The sequence below is a fragment of the Micromonospora sp. WMMD712 genome (genome assembly GCF_029581295.1).
Taxonomy (GTDB): Bacteria; Actinomycetota; Actinomycetes; order Mycobacteriales; family Micromonosporaceae; genus Micromonospora; species Micromonospora carbonacea.
This window is the reverse complement of sequence record NZ_CP120743.1, coordinates 7,641,746-7,660,017: the sequence shown is the minus strand read 5'-3', so window position 1 is coordinate 7,660,017 and position 18,272 is coordinate 7,641,746. Positions and strand designations below refer to the sequence as shown.

At 76.6% G+C, this 18,272-nt stretch carries 19 protein-coding genes; 7 read left to right on the top strand and 12 right to left on the bottom strand.

What is annotated here, in order from left to right; all coding sequences use genetic code 11:
- Position 1: 1 nt before the first annotated feature.
- From O7633_RS32405 to O7633_RS32390, 4 genes are all read left to right on the top strand, one after another.
- Positions 2–1,357: an 8-oxoguanine deaminase gene (locus tag O7633_RS32405; protein ID WP_282325127.1), complete on the top strand. Its 1,356-nt coding sequence runs from the start codon at positions 2–4 to the stop codon at positions 1,355–1,357.
- On the top strand, positions 1,354–2,670 hold the full coding sequence (gene allB / locus O7633_RS32400) for an allantoinase AllB (RefSeq protein WP_282325126.1): 1,317 nt from the start codon (positions 1,354–1,356) through the stop codon (positions 2,668–2,670). The genes O7633_RS32405 and allB overlap by 4 nt, the downstream gene beginning before the upstream one ends.
- Complete coding sequence (gene alc / locus O7633_RS32395) at positions 2,667–3,752, top strand: allantoicase (protein ID WP_282325125.1); 1,086 nt, start codon at positions 2,667–2,669, stop codon at positions 3,750–3,752. The genes allB and alc overlap by 4 nt, the downstream gene beginning before the upstream one ends.
- A 125-nt stretch (positions 3,753–3,877) precedes the next feature.
- On the top strand, positions 3,878–4,426 hold the full coding sequence (locus O7633_RS32390; protein WP_282325124.1) for a hypothetical protein: 549 nt from the start codon (positions 3,878–3,880) through the stop codon (positions 4,424–4,426).
- Positions 4,427–4,564: 138 nt separating this feature from the next.
- Here O7633_RS32390 and O7633_RS32385 read toward each other — a convergent pair whose 3' ends face one another.
- From O7633_RS32385 to O7633_RS32375, 3 genes are read right to left on the bottom strand one after another with little or no spacing between them, the layout of a single operon-like run.
- Positions 4,565–5,761, bottom strand: a complete 1,197-nt coding sequence (locus O7633_RS32385; protein ID WP_282325123.1) for an ABC transporter permease — start codon at positions 5,759–5,761, stop codon at positions 4,565–4,567.
- Complete coding sequence (locus O7633_RS32380; protein ID WP_282325122.1) at positions 5,758–6,438, bottom strand: ABC transporter ATP-binding protein; 681 nt, start codon at positions 6,436–6,438, stop codon at positions 5,758–5,760. Before O7633_RS32380 ends, O7633_RS32385 begins: the two co-directional genes overlap by 4 nt.
- Positions 6,435–7,649, bottom strand: a complete 1,215-nt coding sequence (locus O7633_RS32375) for an efflux RND transporter periplasmic adaptor subunit (RefSeq protein WP_282325121.1) — start codon at positions 7,647–7,649, stop codon at positions 6,435–6,437. The genes O7633_RS32380 and O7633_RS32375 overlap by 4 nt, the downstream gene beginning before the upstream one ends.
- 178 nt (positions 7,650–7,827) lie before the next feature.
- Here O7633_RS32375 and O7633_RS32370 point away from each other — a divergent pair, with 178 nt between their 5' ends.
- Together O7633_RS32370 and O7633_RS32365 are read left to right on the top strand one after the other, a co-directional pair.
- A complete protein-coding gene (locus tag O7633_RS32370) occupies positions 7,828–8,517 on the top strand; it encodes a response regulator transcription factor (RefSeq protein WP_282325120.1) in 690 nt (229 codons plus the stop codon).
- A gap of 11 nt (positions 8,518–8,528) precedes the next feature.
- Positions 8,529–10,328 carry a HAMP domain-containing sensor histidine kinase gene (locus O7633_RS32365; RefSeq protein WP_282325119.1) on the top strand — a complete coding sequence of 600 codons (1,800 nt, stop codon included), beginning with the start codon at positions 8,529–8,531 and terminating at the stop codon, positions 10,326–10,328.
- A gap of 85 nt (positions 10,329–10,413) precedes the next feature.
- Here O7633_RS32365 and O7633_RS32360 read toward each other — a convergent pair whose 3' ends face one another.
- Together O7633_RS32360 and O7633_RS32355 are read right to left on the bottom strand one after the other, a co-directional pair.
- On the bottom strand, positions 10,414–11,019 hold the full coding sequence (locus O7633_RS32360) for a YdeI/OmpD-associated family protein (RefSeq protein ID WP_074478758.1): 606 nt from the start codon (positions 11,017–11,019) through the stop codon (positions 10,414–10,416).
- Between the two features lie 65 nt (positions 11,020–11,084).
- A complete protein-coding gene (locus O7633_RS32355) occupies positions 11,085–11,501 on the bottom strand; it encodes a helix-turn-helix domain-containing protein (RefSeq protein WP_178064322.1) in 417 nt (138 codons plus the stop codon).
- Positions 11,502–11,578: 77 nt separating this feature from the next.
- Here O7633_RS32355 and O7633_RS32350 point away from each other — a divergent pair, with 77 nt between their 5' ends.
- Positions 11,579–12,373 carry an SDR family NAD(P)-dependent oxidoreductase gene (locus O7633_RS32350; RefSeq protein WP_282325118.1) on the top strand — a complete coding sequence of 265 codons (795 nt, stop codon included), beginning with the start codon at positions 11,579–11,581 and terminating at the stop codon, positions 12,371–12,373.
- Between the two features lie 12 nt (positions 12,374–12,385).
- Here the strand turns inward: O7633_RS32350 and O7633_RS32345 are convergent, their stop codons facing one another.
- From O7633_RS32345 to pcaH, 7 genes are read right to left on the bottom strand one after another with little or no spacing between them, the layout of a single operon-like run.
- Complete coding sequence (locus O7633_RS32345) at positions 12,386–13,495, bottom strand: Gfo/Idh/MocA family oxidoreductase (RefSeq protein ID WP_282325117.1); 1,110 nt, start codon at positions 13,493–13,495, stop codon at positions 12,386–12,388.
- Complete coding sequence (locus tag O7633_RS32340) at positions 13,465–14,175, bottom strand: ThuA domain-containing protein (RefSeq protein ID WP_282325116.1); 711 nt, start codon at positions 14,173–14,175, stop codon at positions 13,465–13,467. The genes O7633_RS32345 and O7633_RS32340 overlap by 31 nt, the downstream gene beginning before the upstream one ends.
- Before the next feature lie 41 nt (positions 14,176–14,216).
- Positions 14,217–14,603, bottom strand: coding sequence for a 4-carboxymuconolactone decarboxylase (gene pcaC / locus O7633_RS32335; RefSeq protein ID WP_282325115.1), 387 nt, complete (start codon positions 14,601–14,603; stop codon positions 14,217–14,219).
- Positions 14,600–15,397 (bottom strand): 3-oxoadipate enol-lactonase, encoded by a 798-nt coding sequence (gene pcaD, locus O7633_RS32330; RefSeq protein ID WP_282325114.1) that lies wholly within the window; start codon positions 15,395–15,397, stop codon positions 14,600–14,602. Before pcaD ends, pcaC begins: the two co-directional genes overlap by 4 nt.
- Positions 15,394–16,746, bottom strand: coding sequence for a 3-carboxy-cis,cis-muconate cycloisomerase (gene pcaB, locus O7633_RS32325; protein WP_282325113.1), 1,353 nt, complete (start codon positions 16,744–16,746; stop codon positions 15,394–15,396). Before pcaB ends, pcaD begins: the two co-directional genes overlap by 4 nt.
- Positions 16,721–17,293, bottom strand: a complete 573-nt coding sequence (pcaG, locus tag O7633_RS32320) for a protocatechuate 3,4-dioxygenase subunit alpha (RefSeq protein ID WP_282325112.1) — start codon at positions 17,291–17,293, stop codon at positions 16,721–16,723. Before pcaG ends, pcaB begins: the two co-directional genes overlap by 26 nt.
- Positions 17,286–18,041: a protocatechuate 3,4-dioxygenase subunit beta gene (pcaH, locus tag O7633_RS32315; protein WP_282325111.1), complete on the bottom strand. Its 756-nt coding sequence runs from the start codon at positions 18,039–18,041 to the stop codon at positions 17,286–17,288. The genes pcaG and pcaH overlap by 8 nt, the downstream gene beginning before the upstream one ends.
- Between the last annotated feature and the right edge of the window lie 231 nt (positions 18,042–18,272).

Sequence of the window (18,272 nt, the reverse complement as noted above, 5' to 3'; positions counted from 1 at the left end):
CGTGCTCGTCATCGACAACTGCGCCGTCGCCACGGTCGACGCCGCCGGCACCGAGCACCACGCCGGGCACCTGGTGATCGGCGACGACGGGCGGATCGCCGCCGTGGGGGCCGGGCCCGCCGGCCCGGTGGACCCGGCGGCCCGCCGGATCGACGGCACCGGCTGCCTGGCCACCCCGGGCCTGGTCAACACCCACCATCACCTCTACCAGTGGGTGACCCGGGGGTTGGCCCAGCAGTCGGACCTGTTCGGCTGGCTCACCACCCTCTACCCCGTCTGGGCGCACCTGGACGCCGACATCGTGCACGCGGCGGCCGCCGCCGGGCTGGGCTGGCTCGCGCTGTCCGGCTGCACCACCAGCACCGACCACCACTACGTGTTCCCCCCGGGCCGCGACGACCCGCTGGCCGCCGAGATCGAGGCCGCCCGGCTGGTCGGGCTGCGCTTCCAGCCGTGCCGGGGGTCGATGGACCTCGGCCGGTCGGCGGGCGGCCTGCCGCCGGACTCGCTGGTGGAGGACACCGAGGCGGCGCTGCTGGCCACCGAGGCGGCCATCGACCGCCACCACGACCCGTCCCCCGGCTCGATGCTGCGGATCGCCGTGGCCCCGTGCTCGCCGTTCTCGGTCACCGGCACCCTGATGCGGGAGTCCGCCGCGCTGGCCCGGCGGCGGGGCGTCCGGCTGCACACCCACCTCGCGGAGACCGTCGAGGAGGAGGAGTACTGCCGCGCCACGCACGGCTGCGCCCCGGTCGACTACGCCGAGCAGCTCGGCTGGCTCGGCGACGACGTGTGGCTGGCCCACGGCGTACACCTGGACGACCCGGCGGTGGCGAAGCTGGCCGCCACCGGCACGGCGGTGGCGCACTGCCCCAGCTCCAACGCCCGCCTCGGCGCCGGCACCGCCCGCGTGCCGGACCTGCTCGCCGCCGGGGTGCCGGTGGGCCTCGGCGTCGACGGCGCGGCCTCCCAGGAGGCCGGCCAGCTCGGCGCGGAGCTGCGCCAGGCGTTGTACGCGGCCCGGCTGCGCGGCGGCCCGGCTGCGCTGACCGCCCGGCAGGCCCTCGCCCTGGGCACCATGGGCGGGGCGCGGTGCCTCGGCCGCGCCGACGAGATCGGCTCGCTGGAGGCAGGCAAGCTCGCCGACGTCGCGCTCTGGCGCGTCGACGGGCTGGGCCACGCCGGCATCGACGACCCGGTGGCGGCCCTGGTGTTCGGCCCACCGGCGCCGCTGGCGCTGCTGCTGGTCGGCGGCCGGGCCGTCGTCGAGGACGCGGAGCTGCGCACCGCCGACGCCGACGCCCTCGCCCGGGCGGCCGCCGGGGCGCACCGCCGTCTGCTGGAGCGGGCCCGATGAGCTACGACCTGGTGCTGCGGTCCCGCCGGGCGGTGCTGCCGGACGGGCAGCGGCCGGCGGCGGTCGCCGTGACCGCCGGCCGGATCGCCGCGCTCGCCGGCTACGACGCGCCGCTCGACGCCGTCGTCGACGAGGACCTCGGCGACGTCGCCCTGCTGCCCGGCCTGGTGGACACGCACGTGCACGTCAACGAGCCCGGCCGCACCGAGTGGGAGGGTTTCGCCAGCGCCACCCGGGCCGCCGCGGCCGGCGGCGTCACCACCCTGGTCGACATGCCGCTCAACAGCGTCCCGCCGACGGTCACCGTGGCCGCGCTGGAGGCCAAGCGCGCCGCCGCGCGGAGCCGCTGCCACGTCGACGTCGGGTTCTGGGGCGGCGTCGTGCCGGGCAACCTCGGCGACCTCGTGGCGCTGCGCCGGGCCGGGGTGTTCGGCTTCAAGGCGTTCCTCGTCGACTCCGGGGTGCCGGAGTTCCCGCCGGTCGACGCCGGCCTGCTGGAACGGGCCCTGGCGACGGTCGACGCGCTCTTCGTCGTGCACGCCGAGGACCCGGGGTCGGTGCGCGGGTCGCCCCCGTCGCCGCGCTACGCCGACTTCGTGGCGTCCCGGCCGCCGGAGGCCGAGCGGTCCGCCGTCGCCACGGTGGTGGCCGCGGCCCGCCGCGCCGACGCCCGCGTGCACGTGCTGCACCTGTCGTCGGTCGCCGCGCTGTCCGAGCTGGCCGCCGCGCGGGCCGACGGCGTGCGGCTGACCGTGGAGACGTGCCCGCACTACCTCGCGTTGACCGCCGAGCAGGTGCCCGACGGGGCGACGGAGTTCAAGTGCTGCCCGCCGATCCGGGACCGGGACAACCAGGACCGGCTCTGGGCGGCGCTGGCCGACGGCGCGGTGGACTGCGTGGTCAGCGACCACTCCCCCTGCCTGCCGGAGCTGAAGCGGGCCGACACCGGTGACTTCGCCGCGGCCTGGGGCGGCATCGCGTCGGTGCAGCTCAGCCTGCCGGTGGTGTGGACCGAGGCCCGCCGGCGGGGGCACGGCCTGGCCGACGTGGCGCGGTGGATGGCCGCCGGCCCGGCCGACCTGGTCGGGCTGCCCGGCAAGGGCCGGATCGCGGTGGGCGGCGACGCCGACCTGGTGGCCTTCGACGCGGACGCCGGCTTCCGCGTCGAGCCGGGGCTGCTGCACCACCGGCACCCCGTGACGCCGTACGCCGGTCAGCGGCTGACCGGGGTGGTGCGGGCCACCTGGCTACGCGGCGAACCGGTGACCGGCGACGCCCCGCGCGGTCGGCTGCTGCGGGCGGACGCGCCGTGAGCGGCCGTCCCGAACCGGCCGCCGGCCGCACCGACCCGGCCGACCTGGCCGGCCTCGCGGCCCTGCCCGACCTGGCCTCGCGCGCCTTCGGCGGCGGCGTGGTCGTCGCCAACGACGAGTTCTTCGCCGCCGCGGACAACCTGGTCGACCCGCTGCCGCCGACCTTCTCGCCCCGCACGTTCGCCGCGAAGGGCCAGGTCTACGACGGCTGGGAGACCCGCCGCCGCCGCGAGCCCGGCGCCGACCACGCCGTCGTCCGGCTCGGCCTGCCGGGCGTGGTGCGGCTGCTGGTCGTCGACACCAGCTTCTTCACCGGCAACTATCCGCCGTTCGCCGCCGTCGACGGGTGCGCCGTCGACGGCTACCCCGGGCCGGACGAGCTCGCCGGGGCGCGCTGGGTGCCGCTGCTCGGCCGCTCGCCGCTGGCCGGGGACAGCCGCAACGTCTTCCCGGTCGACGTGCCCCACCACGTCACCCACGTGCGGCTCACCATCTTCCCCGACGGCGGCGTCGCCCGGCTGCGGGTGCACGGCGACGTGGTGCCCGACCCCCGGCTGCTGCCCGACGTGCTCGACCTGGCCGCGACGGAGCACGGCGGCCGGGTGCAGGCGTGCAGCGACCGGTTCTACGGCGCCCCGCAGAACCTGCTCGCCCCCGGCCCGGCCCGGGTGATGGGCGAGGGCTGGGAGACCGCCCGCCGCCGCGACGACGGCAACGACTGGGTGCTGGTCCGGCTGGGCGTGCCGGGGGTCGCGCACTTCGTGGACCTGGACACCAGCCACTTCAAGGGCAACGCACCGGGCCGGGCGACGCTGCGCGCCGCCGACGAGCGCCTGGGCGACCTCGACGACCCGGCGGCGTGGTTCCCCCTGCTGCCGCAGACCCGGCTGCGGCCGGACACCCGGCACCGCTTCCCGGTCGACGCGCCCCGGGCCGCCACCCACGTCCGGCTGGACATCTTCCCCGACGGCGGGATGGCCAGGCTGCGGGTGACCGGCCGCGTCGACGCCGCCGGCCGCGACGCCCTGGCGGCCCGGTGGCGGCGCACCCGGCCGCCGGCGGCCGACCCCACCGGCGGCTGAGCCGTGCCGGTCACGCGATCGGCGCCGGCGGCACGCGGCGGGCACACAGCTTCCTGACAGTTGGCGGCGATCCTGGGCACCGGCGTGACCGCGTCACGCCGAACGTCCGACAGGAAGGCGTCACGATGAGGAAGTACCCGATGGCCGCGCTCCTTGCGGCCGTCATGATCGGTGGCACGGGGTGCTCGACCACCGGATCCGACCAGGCCGACGCCGCCGAGCCGCCGGAGGTGGCCACGCTGCGCACCGAAACACCGTCCGTCGCCGCGTCGACGCCGGGGGCCGAGCGTCCCCGCGAGCGCCTCGACGACACCGAGGAGGACGCGAAGGCGCGCGTGCGGCCGTACGAGAAGTGCATGGCCGACCACGGCGTCGACGTCCACCGGGAACGGGCCGGCGGCGTCACCACGGGCCGGATCGGGAAGGCGAACAAGGCCTGCGAGAACCTGCTGCCGCTGCCGCCGTGGGAGCTCGACCCGGCCAACCCGGAGGCGCGGGACTTCGCGCGGGACGTCGTGGCCTGCCTCAAGGAGAAGGGCGTGCGCTACGTCGAGGTCAACCCCGACGGCCCGGGCTGGTCGTTCGGCGGCGAACGGAACGACGCGGAGTCGATCTCGAAGGGCATGCGGTTCTCGCCGGAGTGCGAGCGTGAGGTCGCCGCGAAGCGCAAGTGACCACGCGGACCGGAGGCGCCACCCGCAGTGCGGGTGGCGCCTCCGTCGTTCGCCGCCCGCGACGGCGTGGTCGGTCGCTGCCCGCGACGGTGCGGTCGGTCGCCGCCTCCCCCGCGTGCTCCGTCTCCCCCGCGCCGGTCAGGTCGAGGCGAGCGCCTCGGTCGGCGTGAGCCGGGCTGCCCTGATCGACGGGTAGACCCCGGCGACGACGCCGACCACGACGGCGCCGCCGAGCCCCGCGAGCGTCGCCGGCAGCGGGACCACGACCGGCCAGCCCTGACCGATCGCGTACGCGGCGGTGGCGGCCAGGCCCACCAGGGTCCCGGCGACACCGCCGAGCGCGGCCAGGGCGGCCGACTCGGTGAGGAACTGGGCGCGGATCTGGCCCCGGTGCGCGCCCAGCGCCCGACGCAGGCCGATCTCGGTGCGGCGTTCCCACACCGCGACCACCATCGTGTTCGCCACCCCGATCCCGCCGACGAGCAGCGCGACCGCGGCGAGGCCGAGGAGCAGGGCGGAGAAGGCGCCCTCGGTGGCCCGCTTCGCGGCGAGGGCGTCCGACGGGCGGGTCACCACGACCTGCCCGGGCTGCTCCGGCGAGACGGTGGCGGGCAGGACCGCGCGGACGGTCTCGATCGCCGGCTCGCGGCACTGGACGTAGATGACCGTGGGGTGGCCGTCGAAGCGGAGCTGGCTGCGGGCCGCCTCCCAGCCGACCAGGACCGAGCGGTCGATGTCCGGGGAGAGCGGCGTGGCGGCGAGGATGCCGACGACGGTGAACCACCGGTCGCCGATGATCACCATCGGGGCCGGGCCGCCGGCGGCGGGCAGGTCCGCGAACCCGAGCCGGGTGGCGGCGACCGAGCCGAGCACCACGGTCGGGAAGCGCTCGGTGACGGGGTCGAGCCAGCGCCCGGAGCGCACCGTGGCGTTGATGGCCTGCGGCAGGTCGAGGCGCGCGGCGAGCACGGTCAGGCCGGAGCCGTCGCGGGCGTCGGTGCGGTCGTTGCGGCGCACCAGCGTGTGGGTGTTGGCCACGGCGCTCGCGACCGTGACCGGGCCGATGCGCTGCACCATCGCCACGGACTCCGCGGGCAGCCGCGGCGGGTCCGTGCCGGGTTGCGCCATGACCTGGAGGCTGTTGGTGCCCAGGGCGGACAGCTCGCGCAGCAGCGCCGCCTGGCTGGCGGCGGGGACGCCGGTGACCAGGACCGTGGTGGCGATGCCGATCGCGATGCCCAGGGCCGAGAACGCGGCCCGCATCCTGCGGGTACGGATGCCGAGCAGCCCGACGTCGAGCAGGTCGAGCGGGGAGAGGCGGACCGGGCGGATCATCGGACGTCCGCCGTGTCCCGCACGAGCCGGCCGTCGCGGATCTCGACGCGGCGGGGCAGGCTGTTGGCGATCTCGTTGTCGTGGGTGATGACGGCGATGGTGGTGCCCTCCTCGTTGAGTCTGCGCAGCAGGCGCAGGACGGCCTGCCCGGTGCCGGTGTCGAGGGCCCCGGTGGGCTCGTCGGCCAGCACCAGGGCGGGGCCGTTGACGATGGCCCGGGCGATGGCGACCCGCTGGCGTTCGCCGCCGGAGAGCTGGGCCGGGCGGTGGCCGACCCGGTGGGCGAGGCCGACCCGGTCGAGGGCGTCGAGCGCGAGCGCCCGGCGACGCCTGCGCGCGACTCCGGCGTAGAGCAGGCCGGTCGCCACGTTCTCGGCGGCGGTGAGGCCCTCGGCGAGGTGGAACTGCTGGAAGACGAAGCCGAGCCAGCGGCCCCGCAGGGCGGAGAGCTGACGGTCGGAGAGCGCGGCGACGTCCTGCCCCGCGATCCGGATCGTGCCGGAGCTGGGTCGGTCGAGGGTGCCCATGAGGTGGAGCAGGGTCGACTTGCCGGAGCCGGACGGCCCGACGATGGCGAGCAGCTCGCCCTCGGCGATGTCGAGGCAGATCCCGCGCAGCGCGTCGACCCCGCCCGGGTAGCGCCTGCTGACGTCGCGCGCGGACAGGACGGTGTTCACGAGGTGGTCACCACCCGCGTGCCCGCGACGAGCCCGGCTCCGCTGATCTCGACGAGGCCCTTGGCGAACATGCCGGTCTCGACCGCGACCAGGCCGCCGCCCTCGACCTGGACGGCGTAGCCGCCCTCGGCGAGCGCCAGCAGCGCGCCGACCGGCGCGACGAGGACGTCCTCGTGCGTCTCGGCGACGAAGTCGACCTGCACGCCGGCAAAGCTGATCTTGGAGACGGCGGCGGACCTGTCCAGGGTGACGGTCACGGTGACCCTGGCCGGGCCGCCGCCCGTCGGGTCGTCGCCCGCCGCGGCCTGCACGGCCTGGCCGACGGCGGCGACCTTGCCGCCGACCGCGCTCTCGTCGGGCAGCCGCACGTCGACCACGTCGCCCGGGCCCACCGAGGCGGCGTCACCGACGTCCATCTGCACCGTGACCACCTTCGCGGTCTGGGTGACCGACATCAGCGAGGAGTTCGCGCTGTCGCCGGGCTGGGCGGCGACCGAGTCGACCCGGACCGCGCCGACGAGCACCGCCACGTCCCCGGGCTCGACCGCGCCGGTCGCCGGGACCCCCAGGTCGACCTGCCAACGCTTGACGGCCGCGCGCAGCCCGGTGGTCAGGACGGCCTCGCCCCGGCCCACCGTCACCGCCGGGCGGGACGCGGACGGCGACGGAGCCGGCGACGGGACCAGCCGGGTGCCGGGCCTCGGCTGGTCGCCGATCTCGTAGCCGAGGGCGTCGAGGTTGTCGGCGACGATCCGCACGTCCCGGCCGACCGTGCCGAGGTCACGCAGCGGGCGGTACAGCGGCATCCCGCCGTAGAACAACGGCACCGGCCGGTCGTCGACGCGGTAGAGCTGCTTCCCGCGCCGGACCGCCGCCCCCGGCGCGGGCAGCCACGTCACCGTGCCGTCCCTGCCCCCCTTGACCACCCGCGCGGCGCCGTAGCCGAGCGTGCCCGGCAGCGACTGCGACATCGACATGTCCTGCTGCACCAGCGCCACGCTGCGCACCCCGGCGGATCCGTCGACGGCCGGCGGGGGCCCGGCGTCCCGGCCGGACCAGACGACACCGGCCGTGACGGCCAGCACCGCGAGCACGACGGCGGGCGCCACCGGCCTCGGCAGGCGTCGGCGGCGCTGGGCCGGCTCCGCGCCGACGACGGGGATGACCTGGGTTTCGGTGTCCGACGGCGGCACCGTTCGGGGCAGTGGCATGGCGCGATGGTGGCCCGGGAATATCAGGATCCTGTCAGGCCCGGACGTGACCTGTTCCGCACCGTCGCCACGCGGCCGCGGCGCACCGCCCCTGGGCTGCGCGGGCCCGCTGCCACCCCCGCCGCCGCCGAGGTCACGGCCGGTTCGGGGGCGTCGCGCCTGACCTATAGTCCCCACCATGTGCGCACAGGTGATGCTCGCGGAAGACGACCGGCGGCAGGCCGAGGCGCTGCGCCGCTACCTCACCGCGGAGGGGCACGAGGCGACGGTCGTGCACGACGGCGAGGCGGCGCTGCGGCAGGCCCGGCAGCGGCCGTTCGACCTGCTCGTGCTCGACGTGATGCTGCCGGGGCTGGACGGCATGCAGGTCTGCCGCATCCTCCGGCAGGAATCGGACGTGCTGATGCTGATGCTGACCGCCCGGTCGAGCGAGGACGACCTCCTGCGCGGCCTGGACCTGGGCGCCGACGACTACATGACCAAGCCGTTCAGCCCTCGGGAGCTGGTGGCCCGGATCCGGACGCTGCTGCGGCGCGTCCGGACGACGGGGCAGGAGTTCCCCGTGCACCGGGTCGGGCGGCTCACCGTCGACGAGCCCCGGCACACCGTGACCGCCGGCGGCGTCCCGGTCGACTGCACCGCCGGCGAGTTCGCGATCCTGGCCGCGATGACCCGCCAGCCGGGGCGGGTGTTCACCCGGGGCCAGCTGCTGGAACACACCCGGGGCGTCGAGCGGGAGTCGACCGAGCGCACCATCGACGTGCACGTGATGAACCTGCGCCGCAAGATCGAGTTGAACCCCCGCCGGCCCCAGCAACTGCTGACCGTCTACGGCGTCGGCTACAAGCTCGGCCCCGGCGCGCCGTGAGGCGGCAGCGGGTGCCGCCGCACCGGAGCCTGTTGGTGCGGCTGCTGGCCACCTCCCTGCTGGTGGCGGTCTGCGCGATCCTGGCGACGACCTGGCTGGCCGTGCAGTCGACGACCCGGGCGATCCGGCAGGAACAGGGCCGCTCGCTCGCCGACGACAAGAGCATCTACGACACGATGGTGGGCTACGCCGCCACCCACCGGGACTGGTCGCAGGTGGCCCCCGTGCTCGCCGAGCGGGCCGGCAAGCTCGAACGCCGGATCACCCTGATGACCCCCGACCGGCAGGTCATCGCCGACTCCGCGCCGCAGGGCCCGTCGCTGCACGGGGCGCGGCCGTCGGCGACCGTCGACCCGTTGCAGGTGGACCTGGGCCTGACCGGCGGGACCGAGCGGATCGACCCGCGCGTGCTCGGGCCGTACGTGCTGACCGCGCAGGAGAGCGCCTTCAGCCGCGCGCTGGCCTCCCGGTGGCTCGGCTGCATCCGCGGCGAGTCCACGCTGGACGGCAAGGTCGTCGTCGGCCCGGGCGGACGGGCGGCGGTGCAGGTCACCGGGCCGGACGTGCGCGACGTCGCCGGCTTCTGCCTGCCGACCGAGCTGGCCGAGCCGATGCCGAGCGAGGCCAAGGGGATCGCGCAGCTGACGACCGCGACGAAGACGTGCCTGCGCGAGGCGGGGCTGCCCGACCGGGTCACGATCCGGGCGGACCGCAGCATGGTCCGCAGCGGCGACGCCCGCGTCGACCGGCAGGCCGACGCCTGCTTCCAGAAGGCGCGGCTCGCCCAGCTCAGGTCGTACGTGGCCCCGCCGGCCCTGCTCTTCGTGACCGACGAGGCCCAGGGCTCCACCGGGCCGGTGTTCAACCTGTCCCGGGGGAACCTGGTCCGCATCGCCCAGGTGACGGGAGCGGTGCTGGCCGCCACCGTGCTGATCACCGTCCTGGTCGGGCGGCGGCTGGTCCGGCCGCTGCGGGCCCTGACCGACGCCACCCGGCAGCCGATGGACGAGCAGGCCCGGGTGCCGGTGACCACCCGCGACGAGATCGGCCTGCTGGCCACCGCCCTCAACGACCTCGCCGCCCGGCGGGAACAGACCGAGGAGCTGCGCAAGAGCATGGTCAGCGACGTGGCGCACGAGCTGCGGACGCCGCTGAGCAACATCCGCAGCTGGCTGGAGGCCGCCCAGGACGGCCTCGCCCAGCCCGACGCGCAGCTGCTCAGCCTGCTGCTCGACGAGGCGCTGCTGTTGCAGCACATCATCGACGACCTGCGGGACCTGGCCGCCGCCGACGCCGGGGACCTGCGCATCCACCGCGAGCCGCACTTCGTGGCGGACCTGCTGGAGCAGGTCGTCGAGGCGCACCGGGGCGCCGCCGAGGCCGCCGGGGTGCGGCTGGGCACCGAGCTGCTCGCCGACCCGGAGCTGCCGGTCGACGGCCCCCGGCTGCGGCAGCTCGTCGGCAACGTGGTCGCCAACGCCGTCCGGCACACCCCCGCCGGCGGCTCGGTCACCGTGCGCTGCGCCGTCCACGACGACCAGGTCGCCATCGCCGTGTCCGACACCGGCACCGGCATCGCACCCGCCGACCAGGCCAGGATCTTCGACCGCTTCTGGCGGGCCGACGACTCGCGGGCCCGCAGCACCGGGGGCAGCGGGCTCGGCCTGTCGATCGCCCGCAAGCTCGCCGAGGCCCACGACGGCACGATCGGCGTCGAGAGCGTCCTCGGCCGGGGCAGCACCTTCACCATCCGGCTGCCGGTCGCCGAGCCGGCGGCCGCCGGTCACCGCCGCCCGGCCGCGCGGCGATAGCAGCGGGGCGGGGCGGCTGGGCGGGGCCTGTCGGGCCGCCGTGCCGGCCGTCGGGCCGGGCGCGGCGACGCCACGGGCGGACCGGTCACGGCGGGTCGAGCGGCCTGGCCTTCTGCGGGTGGAGGGTCTCGTGGCGGGCCAGCATCGCGACGAACTCGGCGATCTTCCGCTCGCGGGTCTGTGCCCGCTTGACGGCGTTGAGGCGGTAGACGAGAGCGAACCGGTTGGTCCTGGTGAGCACGTCGAACATGGCCTGGGCGGCGGGGTCGGCGGCGATGGCGGCGAGGAGGTCGGCCGGCACCTCGGCCTCCGACGACGGGGCGTAGGCGGCCGTCCACCGCCCGTCGGCCTTGGCGGCCTCCACCGCCGCGCGGCCCGGGGGCAGCATCCGCCCGTCCGCCTCCAGCCGGGCCACGTGGGCGACGTTGCGCTGCGACCAGACGCTGCGGGGCCGGCGCGGGGTGAACCGGATCCAGGAGGTCTCCTGGTCCCGCTTGCGGGCCTGCCCGTCGATCCAGCCGAAGCACAGGGCCTCGTCGACCGCCTGCTGCCAGGTCAGCGTCGTGACGGTGCCGCCCTTGCGGGTCAGGGCGAGCCAGACGCCGGGCGACGTGGCGTGGTGGGTCGACAGCCACGCGCGCAGCGCGTCCGCGTCGGCGACGATCAACTCGTCCAGCTCGGCAGTCGCCATGAGGGCAGGTTAGCCCGCCGAGGCCGGGACGGTGGCCGCACCCTCCGGGTCACCGTGCCGCCGGGTCAGACCCGCTCCCGGGCGGATCGCCGACGGGCCGCGGCGATCTCGGGATGGTGGCCGACGGCCCAACCGGCCAGCGCGGAGAGCGGCTCCAGCAGGCTGACGCCGAGCGGCGTCAGCCGGTACTCGACGCTCGGCGGCGACGTGGGGAACACCTCCCGCTCGACCAGACCGTCGCTCTCCAACGTGCGCAGGCTCCGGGTGAGCATCCGCTGGCTGATGCCGTCGACCGCCCGGTGCAACTCGTTGAACCGGTGCGGCCGCTGGTCGAGCAGGGTGAGCAGCAGCAGCGTCCACTTGTCGCTCACCCGCCGCAGCACGTCGGTGACCGGGCAGTTCTCGTACTCGCCGGCCGGCACGGGCTGCGGCAACCGGTGGCCGCCCAGCCCGGCACGCACACCGGTGTTCCCTGTGGCCATGAAGGTGCCTTCTTTCGCTCGCGCCGGTCGACTGCCCAGGATGGACCCGGTCGGTGAGGAACCGTAGTGGAGGCGGCATGGGGTTCGTGGTGGTCAGCGGCGGCACCAACGGAATGGGACGGGCGTTCGCCGTCGGGCGGGCCGAACGCGGTGACCGGGTGCTGGTGCTCGGCCGCAACCGCGAACGCGGCGAGGCGCTGGCGGGTGGGTCCGTCGCGTTCCTTCCGGTGGACCTCTCCAGCGTGGCCGAGACCCGGCAGGTCGTCGCGCACATCCTCACCGAGCACCACGTCGTGGATGCGCTGACGCTGTTCGCCAACGCGGTGGCGCCGCGTCGGGTCGTGACCGCCGAGGGGCTGGAGCAGACGTTCGCGCTCTACTATCTCAGTCGCCATCTGCTCAGCTTCGGCCTGCGTCCCGCCCTGGACCGGGCCGCCGCCCCGGTGATCGTGAACGTCGCCGGCGTCGGCGTCACGCGGGGCGGGGTGCGCTGGGCCGACCCGCAGCTGACCTCGGGCTACTCGGCCGTCGCCGCCCAACTTCAGGCCGGTCGCGCCAACGATCTGCTCGGCGTGGGCTTCGCCGCGCAGTCCGGCAGCCGAGCCCGTTACGTGCTCTACCATCCCGGTTTCACCCGCAGCGGCGACCGTGGGTCGCTGCCGCTGCTCGTGCGCGGGCTGCTGGCGGCGGCGTCGGTGGCGGCCCGCCCCGTCGCGGACTCGGTCGCCCCGATCCACCGGTTCCTCGACGCGCCCCCGGCCGAGCCGCTGACGGCCGTCGACCGCCACAGGCGGCTTCCGCTCGACCTTCCCACGCTCGACCCGCAGCACGCCGCACGTCTGATGCAGCTCACGGAGAAGCTGCTCGACTGACCGCGCGCGGCGTCACGCCCGGTGTGCCCGCCACTGCTCGGCCGGGGTGAGCGGCACGAGCGGCGGCCGCTCCACGGCCGTGGTCAGCTCGATCCGCCGCCCCTCGGCAGCCGAGCGCAGCAGGGCGGTCATCGTGTCGAGCACGTGCAGCGCCACGTCGCCGCCGGCCCGCGGCGCACGCCGGCCGTCGGCGGTGACGGCGTCGATCAGGCCGACGCCCCGGGCGCCGTCGACGTAGCCGGCCCCCGGCGGCAGGGCGCGCCACCCGCCGCCGCCGAGCGCGAACAGCCGGACCTCGCCGTCGAAGTTGTTCGGGTCGGGCACGGCGAGGGTGCCGGTCTCCCCGTGCACCTCGATCGGCGCGGCCGTGGTCGCGACGCCGTCGAAGCTCGTGGTGAGGGTGGACAGCACCCCGTCGGCGTGTTCGAGCACGCCGGTGACGTGGGTGTCCACCCGCACGGGCACCCGCTGACCGAGGCGCGGGCCCGAGCCGATGACGCGCTCGTCGCGCAGCCGGCTGGCGGCTCCGTGCACCGCCCGGACCGGCCCGAGCAGGTGGACCAGCGCCGAGATGTAGTACGGCCCCATGTCCAGCAGCGGCCCCCCGCCAGGGGCGTAGTAGAAGTCGGGGTGGGGGTGCCACCGCTCGTGCCCGGGGGTGACCATGACGGCCGACGCGGACAGCGGGCGGCCGATGAGCCCGCCGTCGATCGCGGCGCGCGCCGTCTGGGTGCCCGTGCCCAGGACGGTGTCCGGCGCGCACCCGACGCGGACGCCGGCCGCCGCGGCCCGCTCGACGGTCGCCCGGCCGTCCGCGAAGGTGGCGGCGAGCGGCTTCTCCACGTACACGTGCTTGCCGGCGTCGATCGCGGCGCGGGAGACCTCGGCGTGCGCCGCGGGGATCGTCAGGTTGAGCACCGTCTGCACGTCGGGGCGGTCGAGCAGCCGCTCGACGCTCACCGCCTCCGCGCCGGGCAGCCGGGCGGCGGTCGCGGCGGACCGGGCGGGGTCGAGGTCGGCCACCGCCACGACGCGCACCGCCGGATGGTCCGCGAGCGTGTCCAGGTAGGCGCGGGAGATGACCCCGAGCCCTACGACGCCGACGCGGTGCGGGTCGCCCACACCATGCCCCTCTCGATGACGGTGCGGATGCTCGGGTGCTCCAGCACGTCGAGGCTGTGCCCCGGGGTGGTCACGACGACGCGCCCGACGCCCCACCGCCGGGTCCAGATCGCCGGCGAGGTGACCGGCCGGTGCCACGGCTGCCACGGCTGCGCCGGGTGGGTGGTGGTGGCCAACACGTCGATCAGGTCGTCGTGCAGCACCCAGTACTGCTCGGTGACCAGCTCGACGTCGCCGATCCCCGCAGTGATCGGATGCTCCCGGCCCAGGTCGGTGAGGCGGATCGTGTGCGGCAGGAAGTTGTCCTCCGCCCCGCGGTGGCGCTCGCACGGCTCCTTGCCCGGGTGGGTCGCGAACTGGCCGCCGACGAGGTGCAGGTAGTCCGACGACATCCGGAACGAGTCGACGATGCCGCCGTGCCAGCCGGTGAACCCCGTCCCGGCGGCGACCGCCGCACTGAGGCCCGCGACCTGCTCCGGGGTGATCTGCGACATCGTCACGCACTGCACGACGAGGTCGGTGGCGGCCAGCTCGTCGGCGTCGGCGTAGACGTCCGTCGACTCCTCGATCCGTACGGCGTAGCCGCTGCGTTCGAGGAACGGCAGGAACAGCTCCGTGGCCCGGACCGGCTCGTGCCCCTCCCATCCGCCCCGCACCACCAGTGCTCTGCGCTGCGCCACCCTCGCTCCCTTCCTGGCCCGTGCGCCGAGGCCCACCGGGCTCACGCTCCGCCGGGCGCCTGCCGCAGGGCCTCCCGGGCCACCCTGAACGCCCGGTTCGCCGCCGGTACGCCAGCGTAGACGCCGACCTGGAGCAGGACCTCCGCCACCTCCTGCGGGCTCAACCCGTTGCGCAGCGCGGCGCGGACGTGCAGGGCCAGCTCCTCGTCGTGGTGCAGGGCGGCGAGCACGGCGAGGGTCACGCAGCTCCGGGCGCGGCGGTCCAGGCCGGGCCGGGTCCACACCTCCCCCCACGCGTAGCGGGTGATGAAGTCCTGGAAGTCGGCGGTGAACGCGTCCGTGCCGGCGATCGCCCGGTCGACGTGCGCGTCCCCCAGCACCTCCCGGCGCACCGTCATGCCTGCGTCGTGCCGCTCGCGGTCGTTCATCGGTCACCGGGTTCCTCGTCGACGGGGTCGGGCGGGAGGAGGTGGTCCCGCAGGAGCCGACCCACCCGCCCGGGTTGCTCCACGTTGGCCAGGTGCGCCGCCGCGTCGACCACGGCCAGCCGCGCCCCGGGGATCCGTCGGACGATCTCGCGGGCGTGCGCGACCGGGGTGGCCGGGTCGTCGGCACCCGCGACGACAAGCGTCGGCGCGCCGATCCGGCCGAGATCCGCGCGCAGGTCCATCGTGGCGATCGCCTCGCAGCAGGCGGCGTAGCCGGCCGGGGAGGTCGCGGTCAGCATGGCGCGGCAGCCGGCGACCACGTCCGGCCGGGCCGCGGCGAACGCCGGGGTGAACCAGCGGGCCACCACCGCGTCGGCGATCGCCGCCAGGCCGCCGGCGCGCACCGTCGCCGCCCGCGCCCGCCACTGCCCGGGCGGGCCGAGCGACGCCGAGGTGCACAGCAGCGCCAGCCGCCGCACCCGCTCGGGCGCGTGCGCGGCGAGCCACATGCCGACCATGCCGCCGAGGGACAATCCCGCGTAGTGGACCCACGGCACGTCGAGGTCGTCCAGCGTCCGCAGCAGCTCCCGGCCCAGCAGGTCCATCGTGTACGGCCCGGCCGGCACCGCCGAGCGGCCGTGGCCCAGGTGGTCGTACCGGATGACCCGGAAGTGCCGCGCGAGCGCCGGGACCTGGGGTCCCCACATCGCCCCGGTGGTGCCGAGCGAGCCGCCGAGCAGCAGCACCGGCGCGGCGGCCGGGCCGTCGACGGCGAGGTGCAGGCGGGCGGTCACCCGTGGCCGTCCCGGGCGGCGGCCAGGGCGCGGTCGACGAGCCGGCCGGCGGAGCCGAGCCAGCGGCGCGGGTCGAGCGCCTCGTCGACGTCGGCCTCGGACAGGTGGGCGCGGACGTCGGGGTCGGCGAGCAGCGCGGCCCGGAACGCGGGCGCGGCGGCGGCGCGGGCGACCAGGTCGTGTGCGACGCCGCGGCCGACGGCCGGGGCGAGCCGCGCGGCGACCGCCTCGGCGAGCACGAGGCCGCCGGCCGCGTCGAGGTTCTCCCGCATCCGCCCGGGGTGGACCCGCAGCCCGGCCAGCATCCGGGCGCAGCGGGCGGCCGCGCCGCCGGCGCAGCGCAGCAGGTCGAGCAGGGGTTCCCACTCGGCGTGCCAGGCGCCTGCGGCGCGCTCGTGCTCGTGCACGGCCGCGGCGAACAGGGTGGCGACGAGGCCCGGGCCGCGGCGCGCCGCGGCGGTGACGAGGACCGAGTCCACCGGGTTGCGCTTGTGCGGCATGGCCGAGGAGCCGCCCCGCCCGGCGTCGCCCTCGGCGACCTCGCCGACCTCGGTCTGGGCGAGCAGCCCGACGTCGAGCGCGGCCTTGCCGGCGGCCGCGAGGAGTCCGCCGCAGGCGGCGGCCAGGTCGAGCCGGGGCTGCCGACGGGTGTGCCAGGGCAGCGCGGTGGCGGGCAGGCCCAGGTGCGCCGCGAACCGCTCGGCGACCTGCGGGCCGGCCGGGCCGAACGCGGCCAGGGTGCCGACCGCGCCGCCGAGCTGCGCGGGCTGCGCCGCGGCCGCCTGCCGCAGCCGGTCGCGGGCGTCGGCCAGGCCGGTCAGCCAGCCGGCCGCCTTGAGTCCGAACGTGGTCGGCGCGGCCTGCTGCCCGAGGGTCCGGGCGACCGTCACCGTGTCCCGGTGGGCGGCGGCGAGCCGGGCGGCGGCGTCGACGGCGGCGTCGAGGTGCCGCCGCAGCGGGTCGTGCGCCCGCACGGCCACCAGGGTCAGCGCCGTGTCCAGGACGTCCTGGCTGGTCGCCCCGACGTGCACCCAGGGCCGGGCGGACGCCGGCACGGCGGCGGTCAGCTCCCGCACGAGCGGGACGACCGGGTTGCCGGCGGCGTCGGCCGCCCGGCCGAGCGCCACCGGGTCGTACCGCCCGGCGTGGCAGTGCGCGACGATCGCGTCGGCGGCCGCCGGGGGCGTCACGCCGGCGTCCGCCGCGGCGCGGGCGAGCGCGGCCTCCACGTCGAGCATCGCCCGCAGCAGGGCCGGGTCGCCGAGTTCCGCGTCGACGTCCGGGGCCCCGGAGAGGCCGCCGAGCAGCCCGCCGGGCAGGCCGTCAGACGGCGAAGAAGACGGTCTCACGGTCGCCCTGGAGGCGGATGTCGAAGCGGAGCCCGTCCGGCGCGGGAGCCGCCAGCAGCGTGTCGCGGCGGTCGGCGTCGACGCCGCGCAGCACGGGGTCGACGGCGTTGGCCGCCGGCTCGTCGGGGAAGTAGAGCCGGGTGACCAGGCGGTGCAGCAGCCCCCGCCCGAAGACGGACAGGGTCAGGTGGGGGGCCTCGGTGCCGCCGTCGGGGTCGGGCAGCGGGCCCGGCCTGACGGTCAGCAGCCGGTAGCAGCCCTGCCCGTCGGTCTCGCTGCGCCCGAAGCCGCGGAAGCCCGCGAGCGCCGGCGGCCGGGCCCCGCGCGGGTCGTCGGGGTGGTCGAACCGGCCGTCGGGGTCGGCCTGCCAGCTCTCCACCAGGGCGTCGGTCACCGGCCTGCCCGCGCCGTCGGTGATCCGGCCGCGCACCCAGAACGCGCCCGGGGTGCCCTCGGGCACGACGTACGGGCCGTCGGGCCAGCGCAGGCCGATGTGCAGGTACGGCCCGACGGTCTGCGCGGGGGTGACGCCCAGCCGCTCACCCATCGCCGTCGGCCCCGTCCTCGAAGGGGGTGCCCTCCCGGCCCCGCAGCACGATGTCGAACTCGTACGCCAGCGCCCACGCGGGCATCGTGGCGGCGTGGTCGTAGCGGGCGACCATCCGCTGCCGGGCGGCGGGGTCGCGGACCGACTGGGCGATCGGGTCCCGGGCGAAGAGGGGGTCGTCGGGGAAGTACATCTGCGTCACCAGCCGCTGGGTGAAGGCGCGGCCGAAGAGGGAGAAGTGGATGTGCGCCGGCCGCCAGGCGTTGTCGTGGTTGCGCCAGGGGTAGGCGCCGGGCCGCACGGTGACGAAGCGGTACCGCCCGTGCCCGTCGGTGAGCGCCCGGCCGACGCCGTCGAAGTGCGGGTCGAGCGGCGCCGGCCAGGTGTCGCTGGCGTGGCGGTACCGGCCGGCGGCGTTGGCCTGCCAGATCTCCACCAGCGTGGCGGGCACCGGCCGGCCGTCGCCGTCGCGGACCCGGCCGTGCACGACGATCCGCTGGCCCTGCGGCTCCCCGTCGTGCTGGCGGGTCAGGTCGTGGTCGAGGTCGCCGAGCCGCCCCGGCCCCAGCAGCGGCCCGGTGACCTCGGTCAGCCGCTGTGGCAGGTGGGCCAGGGGCCGCCCCGGCGCGCGCGCCACGGTGGCCCGGTAGCCGGGGCTGAGCAGGGGCGGGTGGGCGTCGACGTCGTCGCGCCGGTAGCGCGGCAGCGGCAGGCCGCCACCTACCTGGTGGACGGTGTCGTGGGTCATGGTCCTCCCGTCGGGCTGTCGGCGGTCGCGGCGACGCGCCCCGCCAGAGGTCTCCCGCCGGCCACGGGAACCCGGGCGACGCCGGACGTTCGCCATGCGGACCGCCGTACAGATGTCGAACGTAGGCGCGGCCGACGGCATCCGTCAACGCCGGGACCACCGTCCACCGGGGAGGGCCCCGCGCGCGGGCCGCGCGTTGACGCGGGCCGGGGACGCGTGCCAACGTTCCAC

Bases quoted from the DNA above. Each gene is read 5' to 3' on its own strand.
- allB (WP_282325126.1), top strand. From the start codon at position 1,354: ATGAGCTACGACCTGGTGCTGCGGTCCCGCCGGGCGGTGCTGCCGGAC.
- O7633_RS32360 (WP_074478758.1), bottom strand. From the start codon at position 11,019: ATGGCGACTGCCGAGCTGGACGAGTTGATCGTCGCCGACGCGGACGCG.
- pcaG (WP_282325112.1), bottom strand. From the start codon at position 17,293: ATGGGTGAGCGGCTGGGCGTCACCCCCGCGCAGACCGTCGGGCCGTAC.
- O7633_RS32370 (WP_282325120.1), top strand. From the start codon at position 7,828: ATGTGCGCACAGGTGATGCTCGCGGAAGACGACCGGCGGCAGGCCGAG.
- O7633_RS32355 (WP_178064322.1), bottom strand. From the start codon at position 11,501: ATGGCCACAGGGAACACCGGTGTGCGTGCCGGGCTGGGCGGCCACCGG.
- O7633_RS32375 (WP_282325121.1), bottom strand. From the start codon at position 7,649: ATGCCACTGCCCCGAACGGTGCCGCCGTCGGACACCGAAACCCAGGTC.
- O7633_RS32390 (WP_282325124.1), top strand. From the start codon at position 3,878: ATGAGGAAGTACCCGATGGCCGCGCTCCTTGCGGCCGTCATGATCGGT.
- O7633_RS32385 (WP_282325123.1), bottom strand. From the start codon at position 5,761: ATGATCCGCCCGGTCCGCCTCTCCCCGCTCGACCTGCTCGACGTCGGG.
- pcaC (WP_282325115.1), bottom strand. From the start codon at position 14,603: ATGAACGACCGCGAGCGGCACGACGCAGGCATGACGGTGCGCCGGGAG.
- pcaH (WP_282325111.1), bottom strand. From the start codon at position 18,041: ATGACCCACGACACCGTCCACCAGGTAGGTGGCGGCCTGCCGCTGCCG.
- O7633_RS32350 (WP_282325118.1), top strand. From the start codon at position 11,579: ATGGGGTTCGTGGTGGTCAGCGGCGGCACCAACGGAATGGGACGGGCG.